The organism is Clostridia bacterium (genome assembly GCA_035628995.1).
In the GTDB taxonomy this organism is placed as follows: Bacteria; Bacillota; Clostridia; order Lutisporales; family Lutisporaceae; genus BRH-c25.
The window spans coordinates 1-18855 of record DASPIR010000012.1; the positions used below are offsets into that span (position 1 = coordinate 1).

The window sequence follows — 18855 nt, forward strand, 5'->3', positions numbered from 1 at the left end:
TGCTATATGTGCTTATATATACGAATAACCAAAGATACTTTAACATATAAAGGTAATTGATAAAAAATCCAATGCATAATCATTCAACCCGAAGAAAAATCTTATTTTTTATAGCCGTTTTTCAGCGGTTTCCCTGGCACCTATTATCTCATAATTAACTATATTTCTATTCTTCGTAACAAATAACAGGTGTTCCATCTTCTATATTGTTAAAAATCTTTTTAGCCAAATACATTGGGACATTTACGCATCCATGGGTTCCGTTTCTCTTATAGATATTTCCGCCAAAAGAATATCTCCAGCTAGCATCATGTATTCCTATATTCCCATTAAAAGGCATCCAATAGGTTACTTCAGCTTCATAATTCGGTCCTCTTAGAGTCGATCCTGTTTGTTTATAATTAAGCATATAGACCCCAACCTTAGTAGCGTTTCCTCTGTTGGGATTGCCTGTTACTATGGGGCCTTGCGTTATAAGCATCCCATCTTTATAAAACCATAAATACTGCCTTGTTATATTGATTTCTACATAAGTATTGCCTATATCATTTTCGCCCCTAGATAAAGCCTTTTGAACATATATAGGTTCTTTTTCAAGCACTTCGCCGCGTTTTATATTTTCTAATAGTGCTTGTGTTTCAGCAGCACAATTCATTTTCCACCCGTAAAAACCGCCCTTAACTTCTACCGTTTTATTTGTAGATGTTTTAATTTTTCTTGCTGCACCAGCTGTATCATACTTTTTGCTCAATTCCTGCACATAGTGCTTAACTGCTTTTTCGTCTGTTACTACTTCCAAATCTTCATCAACACTAAGCCATTGATTTATAGTATTTTGATCCAATATTTCTTTTTCACTTCTAAGTATATAAGTGATTTTTGTTGATACATACTTATTTAATAAATTTTTAGTTACAAGAGTTTTATCAGAACTTAATGTGTACTTCGGATTTTCGTAGCAACGGCTTTTATTCAAATCCAATTTTGTTTGTCCTTTTAACACACTCATTTTTATAGCTTCATATAACCTATCTTTATGAATCTTATTCCCATATACCTCTCCAATCGCTTCATAATAGCCATTTGCATACTTAAAGCTTACATTTTGGGGTTCTATAATATCTTTGTTTAAACAATTTAATTCACTTATTCTATTTTCCAAATTCTCTTTATTATAAACAAACAGATCTTTTACATAATATCTTTGTTCCTTTAATAATGAACTTAGCCATTTAAACGAACTTTGCATTTTATCAATTTTATAAATACTGTTTTTTCTATTGTATTGCATTCCTATTTCTTGTCCTATGATTTCTTCTATTTCTCCATTTCTTTCTATTAACTGTAATCTATAATCCTTAACATAACTTATAAATATATCATCTACTCCGTCATGGGCTTTTAGTGGGACATCTACTCCATTTACTACTGTATTAAAAAAGAAATGATTCACAAAGTATAATGAAATAAGTAAATATATCAGTATTATTGAAGCTGTTAAAATTATTGCATTTTCAACAAACCCGCTTTTAAAAAGCTTTTTTGTATTAATATCCTTCATACCGATTTAAGTCCTTTACCCAAAATACAATCTATTTAAACATAATAACTAATTTATACTATGTTTGTGCTTTTGGTTTTAAGACTTAGAAATAAAGGTGCCAGGCGCCGAACTTTAGAACTTTTTTGATTACCCCACCTTGTAAGTTCTTTATTCGACATCTGGTACCTAATCATTTGTGTTATAGTTAATTACAAAAGGCTAAGGAGATGATATGCCTTGACAAAAAAAGCAGCGCTGCTGGTTGTTGATATGCAAAGTATCATCCTGCGCTGTGCTTGAGTATTTCATATAGATGACCGTGCTGATTGTCAAAATGTTTTTTTGTACCTTAAATTTGCATAATTTATAAGTGCCAGGGAAAGCTCCGAAAAACTCCATATCAAAAAAATAAAACTAACGATTCGAAAATACAAGACTCAAAAATTCGTTCTATGGGACTTATTTATATCAGGTAATGATTTACCATTCCCAATAAACGTGATATTTTCAAACATTGCGAGTTTTTCGGAGGTTTCCCTGGCACCTATTTATGAAATAGTAGACCCCTGGCTATAAGCAATTGTAGAGAGTTCCATTCCATTCAAAATGTTAACAGCCCAGAAGCATTGATATATCACGCTTCTGGGCTGTTTTCGCATTTACTTGTGGTACGGTTTTGCGTAACAGCAGTAAATGCCAAACTAGGATGTATCTATTGCATCTTAAGTATATTTACTCAGTGTAGATCGTATTAGTATTTATACTGATACTGTTTGTTGCTGCGTTCCACTCCACACCAAAGTTCATCGCCTTTCCAAAATCGCGAAGCTTGAAGTAATTGTTTCCGCCTATTGTATATGCGGTAAACTGAATTTCCTTACCGTTTAAATATATCTTAGAGCTAGTTTGAACTGCTTCCTTAGCTGCAGCACCTGAACCTGCCTTTAATTCTCCCCCTATCGGGGTATATGACATCCCCGTTGTCAGCTTTATTGCATTGTTTACTCCATCCCAGGCTACAGCAAACTGCTTTTTTGTTCCGTTGACTGCGTAGGCAAGATCCCGAAGTTTAAAATAGTTGCTTCCGTTTATTGTATACGCTTCAAATGATGTTGCTTCACCATTGACCAAAACTTTTGAATTGTTCGGTATAACTGTAGGTTTTGGTTCTGAGATCTTCTGTGGGTATGAAATTATACCCCAAACCTCACCCATACGAACCCATGCTACACCATCACTAAAACTATAAACGCCATCATAGATGTAAGGAATCACAACTTTACCCGTTTTATCTATAAAACCGGTTTTACCGTCTTTAAGTACTGCTGCCAGGCCTTCTTTAAAATCATATCCATAATCATACATGCAAAGAGCTATGACTTTACCCGTTTTATCTATATAACCAGTTTTCCGATCTATTTCTACGCGTGCTATACCTTCTCTAAAACTATTAACAGCATCATAGCTAATAGGAATAACGACTTTGCCTGTTTTGTCGATATAACCCTTCATACCGTCTTTTACTACTTCTATCAAGCCTTCTCCAGAGAGATTTGCACCATCATAAATGAATGGAACCACAACTTTACCCGTTTTATCTAGAAGACCAGTTTTACCGTCTTTTTTCACACGCACTAAGCCTTCGCTAAAACTAAAGACCTCATCATAAATTATAGGTATAACAACTTTGCCTGTTTTATCTATAGAACCATATTTATTGTTGTCTTTAACCATTGCCAAACCTTCAGTAAAGGAACCTGCCTCTTCATAATCAAGTGGTATAACAACTTTACCTGTTTTATTTATATACCCCCACTTACCGCCGCTCCAACCCCTTTTACCTTTTTCAAACACCTTTGCTAAATCTTCACTAAAGAAACTTGCATCATCATAATCAAATGGTATGATTACTCTGCCTGTCTTATCGATGTAACCCCATTTACCGTCTTTTTTAACCTGTGATAACCCTGAGAGAGATAAAACCGGTTTACCATTTGAAGTATATGTTGCTTTATCTACATCATCAAAAATAAAAGGTATAACAACTTGACCTATTTTGTTTATATAACCCCATTTGTTGTCATTTTTAACCCTTGCCAAACCTTCAACAAAATCACAGCCACCATCATAAATGAATGGAATCGCCATTTTGCCTGATTTATCTATATAACCTACATTATAGTCTTTTTTTACTAACGCTAAGCCTTCACTAAAATTTCCTGCTTCATTAAAAACTGTAGGTATGATAACTTTACCTGTTTTGTCGATATAACCCATCTTGCCGTCTTTTTCTATCAGAGCCAAACCCTCACTAAATATCCCTGTTCCCGAAGGCTGATAGTTATCTCCTAACCAAATAACGTTGTTCTCGTCCAAAGCAAATACATTCATATTCATTGCTAAAACTATCATTACCACTGCCATCAATATGGATGTGCTTCTTCTTAATAATTTTTTCATAAGCCTTATCTCTCCTTAATTAAATATTTAATATCAATATAGATCATTTATACAACAATTTATATACAATCATATGGGAAATTATATTAAGCTTTTAACATGAACAATAAGAATTATTTGCTAACTACTTACTTGTATATTTTACCACTATAGGCTTACACTAACAAGCATTTTAAGCTTAAGGGCCAGGCACGTCCCTAACTATGCACTTGAAATCATATTGCTAAATTAAACCTTCGCATTTACTTATGGTACGGTTCACTCTTAATAATCCTAAATCCCCTATACACCTGCTCCAGCAGTATCACTCGCATAAGCTGGTGTGGGAAGGTCATGGGGGAGAAGGAAAGCTTGTAGTCTGCACGCTTCAGTACTTCATCGCTTAGGCCCAGGGAACCACCTATTGCAAAGGCAATATTGCTTCTGCCCTTTATGCCCAGGTCATTGATGAAGTTCGCCAGACCTTCGGAAGACAGCTGTTTGCCCTGTATGGCAAGGGCTATTACGTAGGTGTCTTCCTTTACATATCTTAGTATGCCTTGTCCTTCTTTTTGAATGATAATAAGCTCCTGGGCGGGGCTTAGGTTCTCGGGAGCCTTCTCGTCGGTTACTTCTACTATTTCTAGTTTGCAATATTTTGAAAGCCGTGTTGAGTATTCCTCCACGGCTTCCTTGAAATATCTTTCTTTAAGTTTTCCAACTGTTATAATCGTTATGTTCATTACCTGTATTCCTCCGGCATCTCTGCAAGTTTTATATCTACAGAGTATTCCGTGCTATTCTTTATGTATCTTATTGTGATGGTATCACCGGGGTTTAAGCTGTAAAGTATGCTTTTGAACTTTACAAGGGTGTTCACTTCTTCACCATTGATATGGGTTATAACATCCCCTACCTTGAGTCCTGCCTCAGCTGCAGGAGTGCGCTCATTGACGTTGTATACATATATCCCCTTCTGTATCTCTATGTCTGTGGCGTAATAGCCAAGCATTTCGCTGTCCAGTGGGGTGATTCCCATATATGTAGCTACGAACTTACCATCTCTTATCAGCTTTTGGGTTATCGGCTTCGTAATATTTATCGGTATTGCAAAACCCAAACCCTCTGCCGATGCTTTTATTGTGTTTATCCCTATTATCTGTCCTCTGCCGTTTATCAAGGGTCCGCCGCTGTTTCCGGGGTTGATGGCGGCATCTGTCTGTATCAGGTCCTCCATTACGGAGCCCTCCTCAACCATTATGCTCCTGTTGAGCCCGGATACTATGCCTTGGGTGACAGTTCTTTCAAAACGCATACCCAGAGGATTTCCTATTGCAATAGTGGTCTCGCCTACTATAAGTGCATCAGAGTCTCCAAGCTCTGCAGCCGGCAAATCTGTTGCATCTACCTTGACAACTGCCAAATCTAGCAGAGTGTCCTTCCACAGCACCTTTCCGTCAAGCTCTCTTCCATCCTTAAAAAACACTGTAAGCTCTTCAGGATGTTCACCTACTACATGGGCATTGGTAAGTATGTATCCGTTTGGGTTTATTATAACTCCCGACCCTACACCTTCGTAGGACCGCTTCCCATAGAAAAGATCCCTCTCTACCGTTACAGTACTGATCCTTACTACTGTAGGTGTAACCTTTTGTGCTACTGCTGCCGCTACATTCAAATTCTCAGAAGGTGTTATTACCATCTGCTGACCTACCTGAGCATTGCCGCCCTGCTGTATAGGTGCCAGTCTATTATCCAAATATGAGGGCACTATTGCTGCGACAATAACTCCACCAATTACGGCACCAACAAGTGCAGTAGCAAAACATGAAAGTCCCGATGGTCTTTTATAGCTTCTGTGCGGGTCTTGCTCTTTGACCAAAGGCACATCTATAGTTTCAATAATGTTTTGTGCTGTGCTGTTGCTTTGTTCTGCTTCCCGAACTTCCTGTATTTCCTGATCAGCCTCTTCTTGCTGCTCTTTTGTCTTGTCATCATAATTGTCCAAAAACATCATCCTCCATAGGTAAAATGATTATATACAGATTATTCCCTCTGACATTAGCATATCCACCTAATGGTTACAAATGCATTAATCTTTATTCTGTTCAATATAATAGCACCGGCTAACGGAGCTCCTTGGTGCAAGCTCCAGCTTAATATCCTGGTTAACCTTTACTTTTTTCTCTTCCAGTATACTCTTTACTGTCTCATAGGCAAGCTCAGGAAAATTGTTTTCCTTGCTCAAATGACCTAACAGCACTTCGCGTACTCCAGTCTGCAGCAGCTCATATACTGCATTCCCTGCTGCTTCGTTTGAAAGATGGCCTTCATCGCTTAATATTCTTCTCTTTAAAAAATAAGGATATCTTCCTGCCTTAAGCATTTCTACATCATGGTTGGCTTCCAGCATAACCATATCTGAGCCGCTGATATTCTCTCTTACTGTATCGCTGAAATAACCTAGGTCAGTGGCTATGCTTATCTTTCTGCTGCCTTCATAGAAGCAGTAGCCTACAGGGTCTGCCGCATCATGGGGAATACTGAAGGTTTTAATGTCAATTCCTGCAATCTCCAGCTCTTCTCCTACTGCAATATGTCTGATATTCTCAGGCTTTACTGCTCCTATTAAAGAGGCCATGCTGTCCCATGTATTTATGTTGGCATAAATAGGAATTCCGAGCTTCCTTGATATTATACCGACGCTCTTTATATGGTCTGAATGCTCATGGGTGACCACTACGGCTTTTATCGCGCTGGTGCATACTCCTATGTTTTTTAAATTGTTCAGTATTTCCTTACCGCTTACACCACAGTCCACCAGCACTCCACTGTCATCGTTGCCTACATAAACACAATTGCCGCTGCTCCCGCTCGAAAGCGAGCATAGTCTTATCCCCATTTTTCCTCCAACGCAGATTGCACCTGATGCCAACTAGCGCTCCACTCTCGTGATATCTGCTCCTACGCTTTTTAATTTATCTACGAGGTTCTCATAGCCTCTATCTATATGTCTTAAATTACTTATCTCTGTCTCGCCTTCAGCTGCCAATCCTGCTATGACCATTGCCGCTCCTGCCCTCAGGTCTGTCGCACAAACTGGAGATCCCGAAAGCTTATGTATTCCCTCGATGATGGCAACGCGACCTTCAACCTTGATATTCGCGCCCATCCTTTTTAGCTCATCCACATGCTTGAACCTGCCCTCCCATATACTCTCAGTGATAATTCCCGTACCTTCAGCTATGGAAAGCAATACGCTCATAGGCTGCTGCAAGTCAGTAGGAAAGCCTGGATAGGGTATTGTCTTAATGTTGATGGCCTTTGGCCTTGCTACCGTCCTCACTCTTATGGAGTCTTCGTTCTCATCTATTTCTATGCCCATCTCTCTGAGCTTTGCAGATACCGATTCAAGATGTGTCGGGATTACATTCTTTATAAGGACATCTCCCTGAGTAGCAGCTGCTGCAATCATATATGTGCCAGCTTCCATCATGTCAGGTATAATTGCATGCTCACAGCCGCCCAAATGCTCGACTCCCTTTATCTTTATGACATCGGTGCCTGCTCCCTTTATATTAGCCCCCATTGCATTCAATAGGTTGGCTATATCAACTATGTATGGCTCCTTGGCCGCATTCTCGATTGTAGTAATGCCTGTGGCCTTGCATGCCGCCAGTATTATGTTTATAGTTGCACCTACACTTACCACGTCCATATATATCTGTGCGCCTATAAGCTCCGTTGCTCTGGCTTTTATTATCCCATGCTCAATCTTTATCTTAGCGCCCAAAGCCTCAAAGCCCTTTATGTGCTGGTCTATAGGCCTTATTCCTATGTCGCAGCCTCCCGGAAATGGTACTTCGGCCTTCTTAAACTTGCCAAGAAACGCTCCTATGAAGTAGTAAGATGCTCTCATCTTCTTGGCTATTTCGAAATCTACCTTATAGCCCTTCATACTAGTGCTGTCAATCTCAAGCTCTCCAGGATTACCCACATTCACCTTTGCGCCAACCTGCAGCAAGAGCTCCTTGAGATATTTTACATCATCTATGTCAGGCAGATTCTTTATAAAACATTTCGAATCTGATAATATCGCTGCCGGAATGATTCCTACTGCAGAATTTTTTGCTCCGCTTATGCACAATTCACCGTGAAGCTTTTTATTTCCCTTGATTATCAGTTTTTCTTCCAAAGCATAAACCCCTTTTACTTAGTATTGTAAATAAATAAGTTAAAACCTACTTTAAATCATTGCCTTTATATAGGCTGGCTATAACATTCTAATTATATCATTGTTTTATAAATTTGATAATATAGCAAAAAAAGGCTATTTTCTAGCCTTTTCCACACTTTCTACCTTTTCATTATACGCATTTATATAAATCATATCCTTGTCTGTCGTTATCTTCCATACCGGAAAGGCTGTTCCTTCCACTACTTTGGAAGTATCCACCTGACCACTTGCACCAGTACCGAAATAGTATCCCTGCTGGACCTCCCATACTTCAATGCTCTGAGCCGCAATGTCCGCCTTATACTTCGTCAAGGATAACAAAGCAATTTCCGGTGAAATCACATTTGCTTTCCTGCTCGCCTGCTTTACAGTATCAAACCATGTAATCCTTGCTCTTTGCACACCAGCATCATTTACATAAAATTCCATGACACTATTGTATATAACAGCTCCCTTGAAGGACTGACCATAAACAAACCTTTTATACCCCTCAAGGTCCTCTACCTGCCTGATATCAGCATTATCCTTCAATCCAAGCCTATCTAAAAACTCTTTTATGTGATTGCTGCAAGTCTTCTGGTCAATGGCCGCTGATGGCTTGATGCTGCTGTCTATGAAGACAAGCTCTCTGCTGTCCTTGATACTGATCTCCAAACTATCCCCTGAGAGCTTCACAGTGCTGCCATCTATTGATTCCTTCACCTTTATCTCAGGCAAAAAAATCCTCTTAGCGATATCTTCCTTGTTAAAGAGCTGGTACTTCACAGTTATTGAAGGCATCTCCAACTTTTTGAGCGGAACCTGGCCTTTTACTTTTATATCCCTTTCAGCCAGATAATTGGTGATTTGTTTTACACTTTCATCATCCACATAGCCAATACTGCCAGTGTTTGCCCCAATAATCATATATGCAAGGAAGATGTTAATTGCCAGAAAAACAGTTATCAAGATTGTTTTTGCTTTTGACCAATCCATTCAAAAATCCCTCTCTCATATGTTTTGCACTAAACACTTTAAACTGAATTCAGAATGTGCAAAACATTTTCCTTGATTAAGGCTTCGTCGCCGGAGGGACAAAGCCCATATGTTGCGAAAAGTACATAATCAATAAAACAAAAGCAAATGCTTCTACTGCTTTTGTAAATGATAAATCTTAATCACAACATATATGGGTGTCATAGAATTTATTTATCCAGTATTACCCCTATCTCTGCGTTTATAATATAACGCTGGTTCAATACTGTACCCGTTTCTGTTCTTTTTACTGTAACCTCTGCGACCCATACGGGTATGTAGTTAATATTATCTTTACTATAGTTTTCATAGTAAGCAAGGTACATATCTTTTACTTTAATGATTTTTTCACCACTTTGCACTTCTACTTTTTCGTCAAGGATTATATCCAGCACATCTCTGAATTCCATAACCTGCTTATACTCCAGCTCATCATTAAACTCCCTTACCACCCTTTTATAGCGTCTGACTTCATCGCCGACAATTTCCACTTCTATTGTATCGCTGCTCAAACCTGAATCCAATATTATCGGCAGTCCTTCATAGGTGTACCTGTATCGGATAATATAGCGGTCTCCATTCATGGTCTTTATTATATCAGATATATAGCTGTTTTTCGGAAACTCCATCGGAAACTCCAAATGCTTGCTTACAAAATCCGTACTTATATCAATTGCACTGCTTACATTAATGGGACTGCTTACAGTAGACTGCAAATTATAGTTTACATATTCCAGCATACCATTTGTATATAGCTTTACCACTTGGTCCTCTCTGTCGGTATAGACCAGCGTACCATCAATGTTTTTTATTATGCTTAATGAAGATATTTCATCATTGAAAAAAGCCGCTATACTGTCTGGTATCCCTTCCTTTGCCTCCAGCTCCTTTACACCGGACAAAACCGGCAATCCCTTTTCTCCAATCTTTGTGGGAACTACTGCGTTCTTGCCGTAAAACTTTGACTGGAACCTGTCAAGAAAGAGACATGATACTGTCGGCTGTTTTTCTAGGTTTGAAATTATAAAGTTCAAATTGTTCTGAATCCCGCTTGCACTCAATTCAAAAAGAACATTCTGCGCATTATCCTGCAGATACACCTTGTTTAGGCTCTGGGAGACAATTATCCCATCTATATCCTTCACTCCGATATCAGCAGCGTTGCTGATATTCATTAGCTTATATACTGCCTCTATTTTAAGCGGCATATTAAAAATAAAGCTTACTCCCCTTGTAGCCCTTATTTTGCTCAATTCCTCCTGTGGGAGCTTTTTCACAGCTTCCTTGCTGCTTGTCAGTATGGCTGTTCGAATTATTCTCTTGGTTTCTTTGAATATTCTGTTATATATTTCGTTATTTGCTTCATTGTCATATAGCAGTGTGCTTCTTTTCCCAAAGCTTACTACAAGCTTTGGGGGCTTCAAGAGATCAGACTTGTCATACTCGGCATTAAAATCAGGCTTTATTGATTTATTTCCAGGCATAATAAAAATACCCTCAATGGAAGTGTAAAACCATATTCGGGTAGTCAATATAAAACTCAATATAACTAAAAATAATAAGACTATTGATTTAAATCGTTCACGGTTCAATATAATCACCTATATGATACATTATAGTCGCAGAAAATATTTTATAAGGATTTATTTTACTTTCCGCGATGTATACTAAGGAAACAAAAGTGCGAAATACAATTTCGTATTTTGTATTATAGCCGGTTTCATCACAAACTTGTTCTATTTATTTACGTTTACACTGTTTGTTATGTCTTCTACAAATTTGTTGAGAGTATCTCCGTTGACTTCTTCACTAGCCTGCTTCTCCCAGAATCGCTCTACTTCGAATGCCTTCTCAGTTGTGTTTCCCTCTTTGTCTTTTATAAAAAGCACTATTCTGTTTTTCCCAAGGCTTAAAGTCACTGGTTCTGCAAAAATACCGGATGATCCTACAGTAAATTCTTTAGACTGTTGTAAAATCCAGCTTCCTTTCACTCCAGAGCTCTCCAAGGATTTCTTCTTGGCTAAAATGCTCTTTTCGTCTTCTTTTTTAAACCAGTAAAGGTTCATACTAACTTCTGTATCTTCCTTGGCCATAGCAGAAATAACATACTCGCTTTCAAAGGTTTTTGATTCCTCTTTATCTGAAAGCAGCTCAAATACCGGAGCATTATCCCGTTTGTACTCCGCCTCCGATTGAGCGTACACTGACGCTCCTGCTGCAAATACTGCTGTTACAACGATTGCTGAAATCAGCAACTTCCTAAACATGACAATTCCCCCTGTGGTTTTTAATCAAATAATAATTTAATCATATTAATCCTTATTATTATTATACAAGAAATTTATTACAGTATTATTACAGTCTAATTAAGCTTATTTTACATTACGGGAATATATATGAAATGCTTTAAGCAAAACTCCTGTATATAATAGTACTATGCACAAGGGAAATTTATTATCACTTCTGTACCTTTTCCATATTCGCTCTCTATTCTGATTGAGCCTCTATGTGCTTCTACAATATTCTTAGCTATTGAAAGTCCCAACCCGGTGCCTCCCATTGCTCTTGAACGGGCTTTGTCAACCCTATAGAACCTTTCAAACAGTCTTGGAATATCATCCTTGGGGATACCCATGCCTGTATCTGCTATTTTTATCTCTACATTATCCTCAAGCTTGTCTGCGGTCACTTTAATACTGCCATTTTCAGGAGTATATTTTATCGCGTTGCTTATAATATTTATTATTACTTGCTCAATTCTATCCTTGTCGCCGTTTATCTCACACAGCTCACCAAGAGCTTCAAAAGACAAAACCTGGTTTTTCTGCTTGGCTGACATTTCCAGCTTGACAACACAATCACTGACTATATTCAATACATTCTGCTTTTTCATATTCCATTCCATCTTGTCATAATCAAGTTTGGAAAGCTGCAGCAGGTCTTTTACCAGCCTTGTCATTCTATCCGACTCACTGTTTATGACTTGTAGGAAATTTGCTGTGTACTCCGTGTTTTCCAATGCCCCGTCCAGAAGAGTTTCAGTATAGCTCTTGATTGTTGTAAGAGGAGTTCTCAGCTCGTGGGATACATTCGCCACAAACTCCTTGCGCATCTTATCCAGCTTTTCCTGCTCGGTAACATCCTGGAGTACAAGCATAGCACCTTCAGTTTCGTTGTGCTCGTTCATTATAGGCACTGCACTGATTTTTACTATCAGGTTATTGATGCTCAATATATTAAAATTCTTTTCACTATCATTCAGAAGCTCATTGAAGGTCATACCAAGCTTCAGCTCCTGAGCCAAATCATCAAACTTCCTATTGTACAGAGCTTCCTTTTCGATGTTGAATATACTGTAAGCAGCCGGGTTTGCGTGAATTACTGTTCCTGCTGCATTTACTGCTATAATACCATCAGTCATATTGGTCAAAATTGCATCAACCTTATTCTTCTCTCTGTACATTTCATCAATGGTACTCTTAAGCCTTACTGTGAGATAGTTGAACGTTTCAGTCAACTGACCTACCTCATCTCGGGACTTTACAGCAATTATCTGTCCAAAATCTCCTTTAGCAAGCTTCTCTGCCTTAGAGGTTACTTCCTTTATAGGTCCTGTAAAGGTCTTTGCGAGTAGGTTGCCCAAAAGCGCTGTTATGCAGAGAGCCCAAATAGTCGCATTTGTAAGTATGTTCCTGATGCTCTTCACATTCTCTTCAACACTGGACAAATCCGCACTGATATATATTGCGCCTATGACATCATTATTTGAAGAGATTATTGGCACAGCAATACTCTTGTGATATTTGTTGTTGTCATCCACCCACTCTTGTTCTTTTGCTTCGTCTATAGCTTCCTCCACTATCCATAAGCCAAGAAGGTCATATTCGGTTGTACCCCCGTAATTCGGCTGACTGGCTATGAAGTCTCCGTTTTCATATACATATACGGCCCTTACCTGCTTTCCCTGCCCTACAAACCAATTGGATACAACTTCTTGAATGTTAGGCGCTCCCACTGTCTTGTCCTTTAGGTTGTCAGCCAGATAATAACCCCTGGCTATTATAGTCTCTGTCATGCTGCCAATCTGATCTTTCTTAATAGCCTCGGTTATATAAACGCCTACAATAGCCATTGCAAGCCATACCAGCAGAAAGGATATTATTACAAGCTTCCATTGGATGCTTTTAAACATTTAACTAAATCCTCCTGAAGTAATAGCCTACGCCTCTTTTTGTCTGCACGTACTTCGCATTGCTGGGGTCATCCTCTACTTTCTCTCTTAATCGTCTTACTGTTACGTCAACAGTTCTGACATCCCCGTAGTATTCATAGCCCCAGACCTCTTCCAACAGTGTCTCCCTTGAGAATACCTGTTCAGCATGAAGTGCAAGATACTTTAATAACTCAAATTCTCTTAGGGTAAGCTCTAATATAGTATCCCCCTTGCGCACCTCGTACCTGTTAAGGTCAATTACAAGATTTCCGGATTTTACAACTTGACCGCTGCCTTCCATCCCGGAATTCAAGAAGTTTGCCCTTCTTATATTGGCTTTTACTCTCGCCATAAGCTCTCTGACACTGAAGGGCTTTGTCATATAGTCATCTGCCCCCAGCTCCAGCCCAAGCACCTTGTCTACTTCTTCTTCCTTGGCTGTAAGCATTATTATCGGAGTGCTTACATTCTCTCTAAGCTTCTTGCAAACAGTAAAACCATCCATTATTGGAAGCATAATGTCAAGTACTATCAGGTCAGGCTTGTGCTCGTAAGTCATATCCACAGCCTGCTGCCCGTCCTCAGCTACAAAAACTTTGTAGCCTTCCTTTTCGAGGTTGAATTTTATGATGTCTGCTATTGGTCTTTCATCATCTACCACAAGGATTCTTCTATTGTCCATTAAATACACCACCCCAAAATTATTAATATATCTATAACTCTTGAGTTATACAAAATGCGAAAAGAAATGTGTCATACATATTTTACTACTTATGCATCTATTACGCAACTGATCAGGCTGTGGCAGACATTCGTCAAGTCAAGCAATACCATAGACCCAAAGTCCGCATTCTAAATTAAGGACTCTAGTCCTATTAATATAAGGCCTGCTTCTTATACTAATTTTTGTCGAAATAGGTTAGAATTAGGGTATCTCAACAAAATAGTTTTATATCCCCCCGGATATAGGAAACAGATTAGTTTATTTGTTTTCTTTTTTTTATCCTCTCCATGCCGCCGAATCAATATACTTATCCAATTTGACCCGATATATCTTATTGAAAGCAGCATCTAAAGTGTTTCCTTTTTTCAATTCATCAAGCATGTTTATCATCTTTTCCCTTCCTTGGGTCTCAATAAGCTTCCTGACTATATCATAGGACTGCTTGTAGGATTGGGTTTCATCTAGATTCATAAAGCCGTTCCTGAGCTCATTGCTTGAAAAGTACCTCTCATAATTGAAGTCTTCAGCCCATTCTGTTCCATACACAGCATACTCTTCATAAATGGCAAGTCCTTCTGTAAGCCAAAGCTCTACGTTTCCTCCACTTTTATCGTCAATTACCCTGTGAACATATTCATGAAGTATAGGTCCATTCTCTTCAAACTGCTTTGCGGCAATTTGCATTTGGTTCAAATACCCCTTCGGTGACAAAACATGTATTATACCCATATTATAGAGTCCCATGACAGCTTGTCCCCTTACAGATTCCTGATAATCCCACATGCTTTGCTGGTCACTGTATACAAACACTATGGTTTTACTTTTTGGGTAATCATCATAATGTAATCCTTCCACTTTGTAGCTCTTTTCAAATATCCTCCCGATGTCTCTTACTACATCTTCGTCTTTATCTGTATACTTGATTATAAAATTCTCCGTTTCATATATATTAAACTCCGGTGTCAATTCACTGCTCTTTACCTGGGCAAATACCTTGAGAGCCTTATAACCCTGCATTCTTGCCGCTATAAAACCTCTGTCATTTGTGAAAAAAAATAGTACTGAAACTAATGCTAGTACTATTGCGAGCCTCATTATTCTTTTTTTCATATATCTAATTCCTCTCTAACAAGAATCCTTGGGATTCCCGAAACTAAAGACAACTAGATATATTATACTATGAGTTTATGTAAACTTCATTGGTATATTTTGAAACCGAGGTCGCCTTAATGGCAGCCGCTGCAGCCTCCGCAGCTTCCACTGCTGCAGCCTCCTCCACCTTTTCCCGAGCCGCCAGCGTTGCATTTCCCTTCAAAAAGCTGCTGTACTTCCTTGCTTCCGCATTTTGGGCACCTAATATTTTCCCTGTTTGATTGTTTCACGATTTCATCAAATTTCTCGCCGCACTTATTGCATTTAAAATCTATTAAAGCCATATCAAAACCTCCTTTTTTTACAGAACGACGAGGGCGTCGTTCTGTACTGCGGGCGAACACTGTTCGCCCCTACCCCCGCACCTCGAACCTCGAACCTCGCACCATGCCCATCAGGAATACCTTATAGAAATATTTATATAACATTCACCAATTTTTTTCAATAGCATATTATGAAATAAGGCTTTTGCGCAATACATTTTCTATACTGGGGGATAGCTATGAAATCCATCAAGGAACTAATAAAAAGCACTCCTTTTTCTTCATATTTCAAAAAAGTTGATCCGGCAATAAACAGGTTTATTTCTATTAAGAAAGTTAAAACTATACCTGTAATTATAACCTTTAGAAAAACCCTTGAAAAGCAGACCGAGTCCCGATTAAAAAGAATGGGCTTCAAGGTAAAATATCATCTTCCCTTTTTAAACGCCGTCACAGGCAGGATTAATATCAGCAGCTTCGATTCTATTTGTAGTATTATCGAAATCAAAAAAATTTATTTTGACGGCACCGCACGCCTTATGGGCAGTACTGACCACACAGTGAGCGAAAAGGATAAAAGTGAAGCAGCCTCCTTTCATCTAAGTGGGAAAGGCATAACTGCAGCTTTTATTGATTCGGGCATATATCCTCATCCTGATTTTGTAAGGCCACGAAACAGAATCGTAGAATTTAAGGATTATATAAATGAAATTGATGAGCCCTATGATGATAATGGCCATGGCACCGCATGTATAGGGGCGGCTTTTGGAGCCTCAGCGGACGGCAAATTCAAAACAGCAGCTTACAACTCAAATATTGTCTGCGCAAAAACCTTCAACAGCCTTGGGTATGGTTTTTTTTCCGATATACTGACTGCGATGCAATGGATTTTTAGCATTAAGGAAAAACATAATATAAGAGTTGTTGTGCTTCCCTTCGGAGTCTGCAGTTTCCACAAATCCTTTGACATTTTGAGCCTGGCGGCAGAAGCTCTCTGGAAGAATGGCTTATTTGTCTGCACCTGCACCGGAAACCTTGGTCCAAATGAAGTCAGCATAACCTCTCCCGGAATTTGCGGTTCAAGCTTCACAACCGGAGCTTGTGAAACAACCGGACCTTCTCCCAAAGTTGCCCTTTTCAGCGGCTGCGGCCCGGTAGAGGGTAAGTTTGACAAGCCGGATGCCGTAATGCCCGGATATAAAGTAGCTACACTCAATGCAGATATCAACTATATACCCCGGAACAAATCCCATTCCCAGTCAAACCTTCAAAGCCAGCACTATACCGAGGTAAGCGGGACTTCCGTTGCAGCAAGTATGACTGCAGCTGCTGCTGTGCTCCTATGTCAGAAAAAGCCCAATCTCTCCCCAGAAGATCTGAGAGGTGCTCTAAAAAGATTCTGCACTTCAATAAATGAGCTTAAAACCGCCCAAGGGTTAGGAATGATAGACATGAAAAAGCTTGAGGAGTTCGAATGATTCCTCAAGCTTTTTGAGTTACTTCAAATAATTTAATGGATTGGTCACAGCCCCGTTTTTCCGGATTTCAAAGTGCAGGTGGGGTCCGGTACTGTTGCCGCTGTTTCCTACCGCTCCTATTTTCTCACCCTTATAAACCTTCTGTCCGACCTTTACATTATATTTACTAAGATGTCCATAGTAGGACACATAGTTGGCGCCGTGGTCAATCTTTATCAGCTTGCCGTAGCCTCCCTCATAGCCAACCCAGGTAACTACTCCTCCGTCAGAGGCTTTTACAGCAGAACCGTAGGAAGCTGCTATATCTATCCCAGTATGCCTTCTGCCCCATCTCATTCCATATCTTGACGAAATGCTTCCTCTGGCTGGATATGAGAAAGTTCCCGTACCCTTCTTAGGTGGAGGAATCTTAGTTCCTTTTACAATTACTTGCGTCTTGGGTTCTTTAGTGATTTTCTCACTTATAACTGTTCTACCGGTTTCAATGCCATTTACCTTTGTAACATCAGCGACGACTTGCTTTTCGCCATATACGCCTTTAACCTTAATACTGGTCTCATCCTTATATTGTGAATTACTGAACTCAACCTTTTGCTCAAACTCCGCTTTTTCTATCGAAGTGATGGTTTGGATTGTTTTTACACTAATAAGCGGCTTCGGGACAATAAGGTTTATTACTTGGCCTATTTTAACCTTTTCCGGATTGACTTCAGGATTAGCCTTCTGCAAATCTTCAAGGGACATATTGTACCTTTTGGAAATAGACCAGAAGCTCTCACCCGACTCAATCTTATGGGTCCGCATTTCATTTGTCCCTTTTATGATGAAGTTGACTATCTCATCTTTCTCAGATAGTTTTGATGCCTCTATAAATTCATTCTTCAGTTCTACCTTTTCAGCAAAACTGATTTCCTTCATTTTCGATTTGTCTGCCCCGATCAGGCTCTTGTCCTGCACTTCCTTCAGCATGCCCTCGGCTTGTTCCTTTGTCTTAAAAGCTGCTATTACATTGCCGTCCACATATACGCTGCAGGCCTGTACTTGGAATTTGAGATTTTTGCTCAAAGTCTCAATAAGAGCAGTATCCTTAAGAATCTCTTTACCTGATGCTCTCGCCTTCTCAAAAGTTACCTCGCTGGTGAAGCTTATTTCGGAATTTTCACTCTCCTGATATTTCTGCTTCAAGGCTTGTAATGCGCTTTCAACAACCTTCTGGCTTCTGACCTTGCCGATGGTGTTTCCATTCACTTTAACAGTGTATGCACTTCCTGAAAACACAACAAATATTGAGGTGAATACTAGCAATGCAATTATACTGCAGACTATGCCAAATCTCTTTCTATCTACAATCCGCTTTGTAAATTTATATTTATTTGATGAACCAGCACCAAAACTTACAATCTTCTTACGGCAATTTTTAATTAAATCCTTTGCATTTGCAATTCCACGAGAAAGCTTGTTTCTACATAGCGCTACCGCTTCATGTAACTTGCTTCCCTCCATCCATTCGCCTCCTTTAGTTGAGATTAGAACCTATTCAAATATATAGTACATGAGTACTATTTTACAACAAAAATAATCATAGTTCAAATAATTATGTCTACCTCCAAATTCTGACACATAGTATACAACCTCCCATACTTATTAATATTCAAAATTGTTTTTTTTATACCATTTATTTTGTACAAGCAGTTAACCATAAACGACTTATTTTGATAGATAAATTAGCAGTCTTTCATCCTATTTCCCGAGTTTACATGCTTATATTACATTTTTCCGCAATTTAAATTTT

At 39.0% G+C, this 18855-nt stretch carries 15 protein-coding genes; 1 reads left to right on the forward strand and 14 read right to left on the reverse strand.

What is annotated here, in order from left to right; genetic code table 11:
- Nucleotides 1–166: 166 nt before the first annotated feature.
- From VEB00_04200 to VEB00_04260, 13 genes are all read right to left on the reverse strand, one after another.
- On the reverse strand, nucleotides 167–1561 hold the full coding sequence (locus tag VEB00_04200; protein ID HYF82217.1) for a peptidoglycan binding domain-containing protein: 1395 nt from the start codon (nucleotides 1559–1561) through the stop codon (nucleotides 167–169).
- 714 nt (nucleotides 1562–2275) lie between these two features.
- Nucleotides 2276–4003, reverse strand: coding sequence for a WG repeat-containing protein (locus VEB00_04205; protein ID HYF82218.1), 1728 nt, complete (start codon nucleotides 4001–4003; stop codon nucleotides 2276–2278).
- 242 nt (nucleotides 4004–4245) lie between these two features.
- Complete coding sequence (gene rlmH, locus VEB00_04210) at nucleotides 4246–4725, reverse strand: 23S rRNA (pseudouridine(1915)-N(3))-methyltransferase RlmH (protein ID HYF82219.1); 480 nt, start codon at nucleotides 4723–4725, stop codon at nucleotides 4246–4248.
- Nucleotides 4725–5990 carry a trypsin-like peptidase domain-containing protein gene (locus VEB00_04215; protein HYF82220.1) on the reverse strand — a complete coding sequence of 422 codons (1266 nt, stop codon included), beginning with the start codon at nucleotides 5988–5990 and terminating at the stop codon, nucleotides 4725–4727. Before VEB00_04215 ends, rlmH begins: the two co-directional genes overlap by 1 nt.
- An 84-nt stretch (nucleotides 5991–6074) precedes the next feature.
- Nucleotides 6075–6884 carry an MBL fold metallo-hydrolase gene (locus tag VEB00_04220; protein HYF82221.1) on the reverse strand — a complete coding sequence of 270 codons (810 nt, stop codon included), beginning with the start codon at nucleotides 6882–6884 and terminating at the stop codon, nucleotides 6075–6077.
- Between the two features lie 33 nt (nucleotides 6885–6917).
- On the reverse strand, nucleotides 6918–8177 hold the full coding sequence (locus tag VEB00_04225; protein ID HYF82222.1) for a UDP-N-acetylglucosamine 1-carboxyvinyltransferase: 1260 nt from the start codon (nucleotides 8175–8177) through the stop codon (nucleotides 6918–6920).
- A gap of 135 nt (nucleotides 8178–8312) precedes the next feature.
- Nucleotides 8313–9194: a two-component system regulatory protein YycI gene (gene yycI, locus VEB00_04230; protein ID HYF82223.1), complete on the reverse strand. Its 882-nt coding sequence runs from the start codon at nucleotides 9192–9194 to the stop codon at nucleotides 8313–8315.
- 209 nt (nucleotides 9195–9403) lie between these two features.
- Nucleotides 9404–10834, reverse strand: coding sequence for a two-component system activity regulator YycH (yycH, locus tag VEB00_04235; GenBank protein HYF82224.1), 1431 nt, complete (start codon nucleotides 10832–10834; stop codon nucleotides 9404–9406).
- A 135-nt stretch (nucleotides 10835–10969) separates the two neighbouring features.
- On the reverse strand, nucleotides 10970–11500 hold the full coding sequence (locus tag VEB00_04240; protein HYF82225.1) for a hypothetical protein: 531 nt from the start codon (nucleotides 11498–11500) through the stop codon (nucleotides 10970–10972).
- 167 nt (nucleotides 11501–11667) lie between these two features.
- Complete coding sequence (locus VEB00_04245; GenBank protein HYF82226.1) at nucleotides 11668–13425, reverse strand: ATP-binding protein; 1758 nt, start codon at nucleotides 13423–13425, stop codon at nucleotides 11668–11670.
- Between the two features lie 4 nt (nucleotides 13426–13429).
- Entirely contained in the window at nucleotides 13430–14128 is a 699-nt protein-coding gene (locus VEB00_04250) for a response regulator (protein ID HYF82227.1), read from the reverse strand.
- A gap of 318 nt (nucleotides 14129–14446) precedes the next feature.
- Nucleotides 14447–15280, reverse strand: coding sequence for a hypothetical protein (locus tag VEB00_04255; protein ID HYF82228.1), 834 nt, complete (start codon nucleotides 15278–15280; stop codon nucleotides 14447–14449).
- Nucleotides 15281–15396: 116 nt separating this feature from the next.
- The gene (locus VEB00_04260) at nucleotides 15397–15606 is read right to left on the reverse strand and encodes a zinc ribbon domain-containing protein (GenBank protein ID HYF82229.1); all 210 of its coding nucleotides are present in this window, start codon (nucleotides 15604–15606) and stop codon (nucleotides 15397–15399) included.
- A gap of 218 nt (nucleotides 15607–15824) precedes the next feature.
- Here VEB00_04260 and VEB00_04265 point away from each other — a divergent pair, with 218 nt between their 5' ends.
- Complete coding sequence (locus VEB00_04265) at nucleotides 15825–17063, forward strand: S8 family serine peptidase (protein ID HYF82230.1); 1239 nt, start codon at nucleotides 15825–15827, stop codon at nucleotides 17061–17063.
- Nucleotides 17064–17081: 18 nt separating this feature from the next.
- Here the strand turns inward: VEB00_04265 and VEB00_04270 are convergent, their stop codons facing one another.
- Nucleotides 17082–18566, reverse strand: a complete 1485-nt coding sequence (locus VEB00_04270) for a M23 family metallopeptidase (protein HYF82231.1) — start codon at nucleotides 18564–18566, stop codon at nucleotides 17082–17084.
- Between the last annotated feature and the right edge of the window lie 289 nt (nucleotides 18567–18855).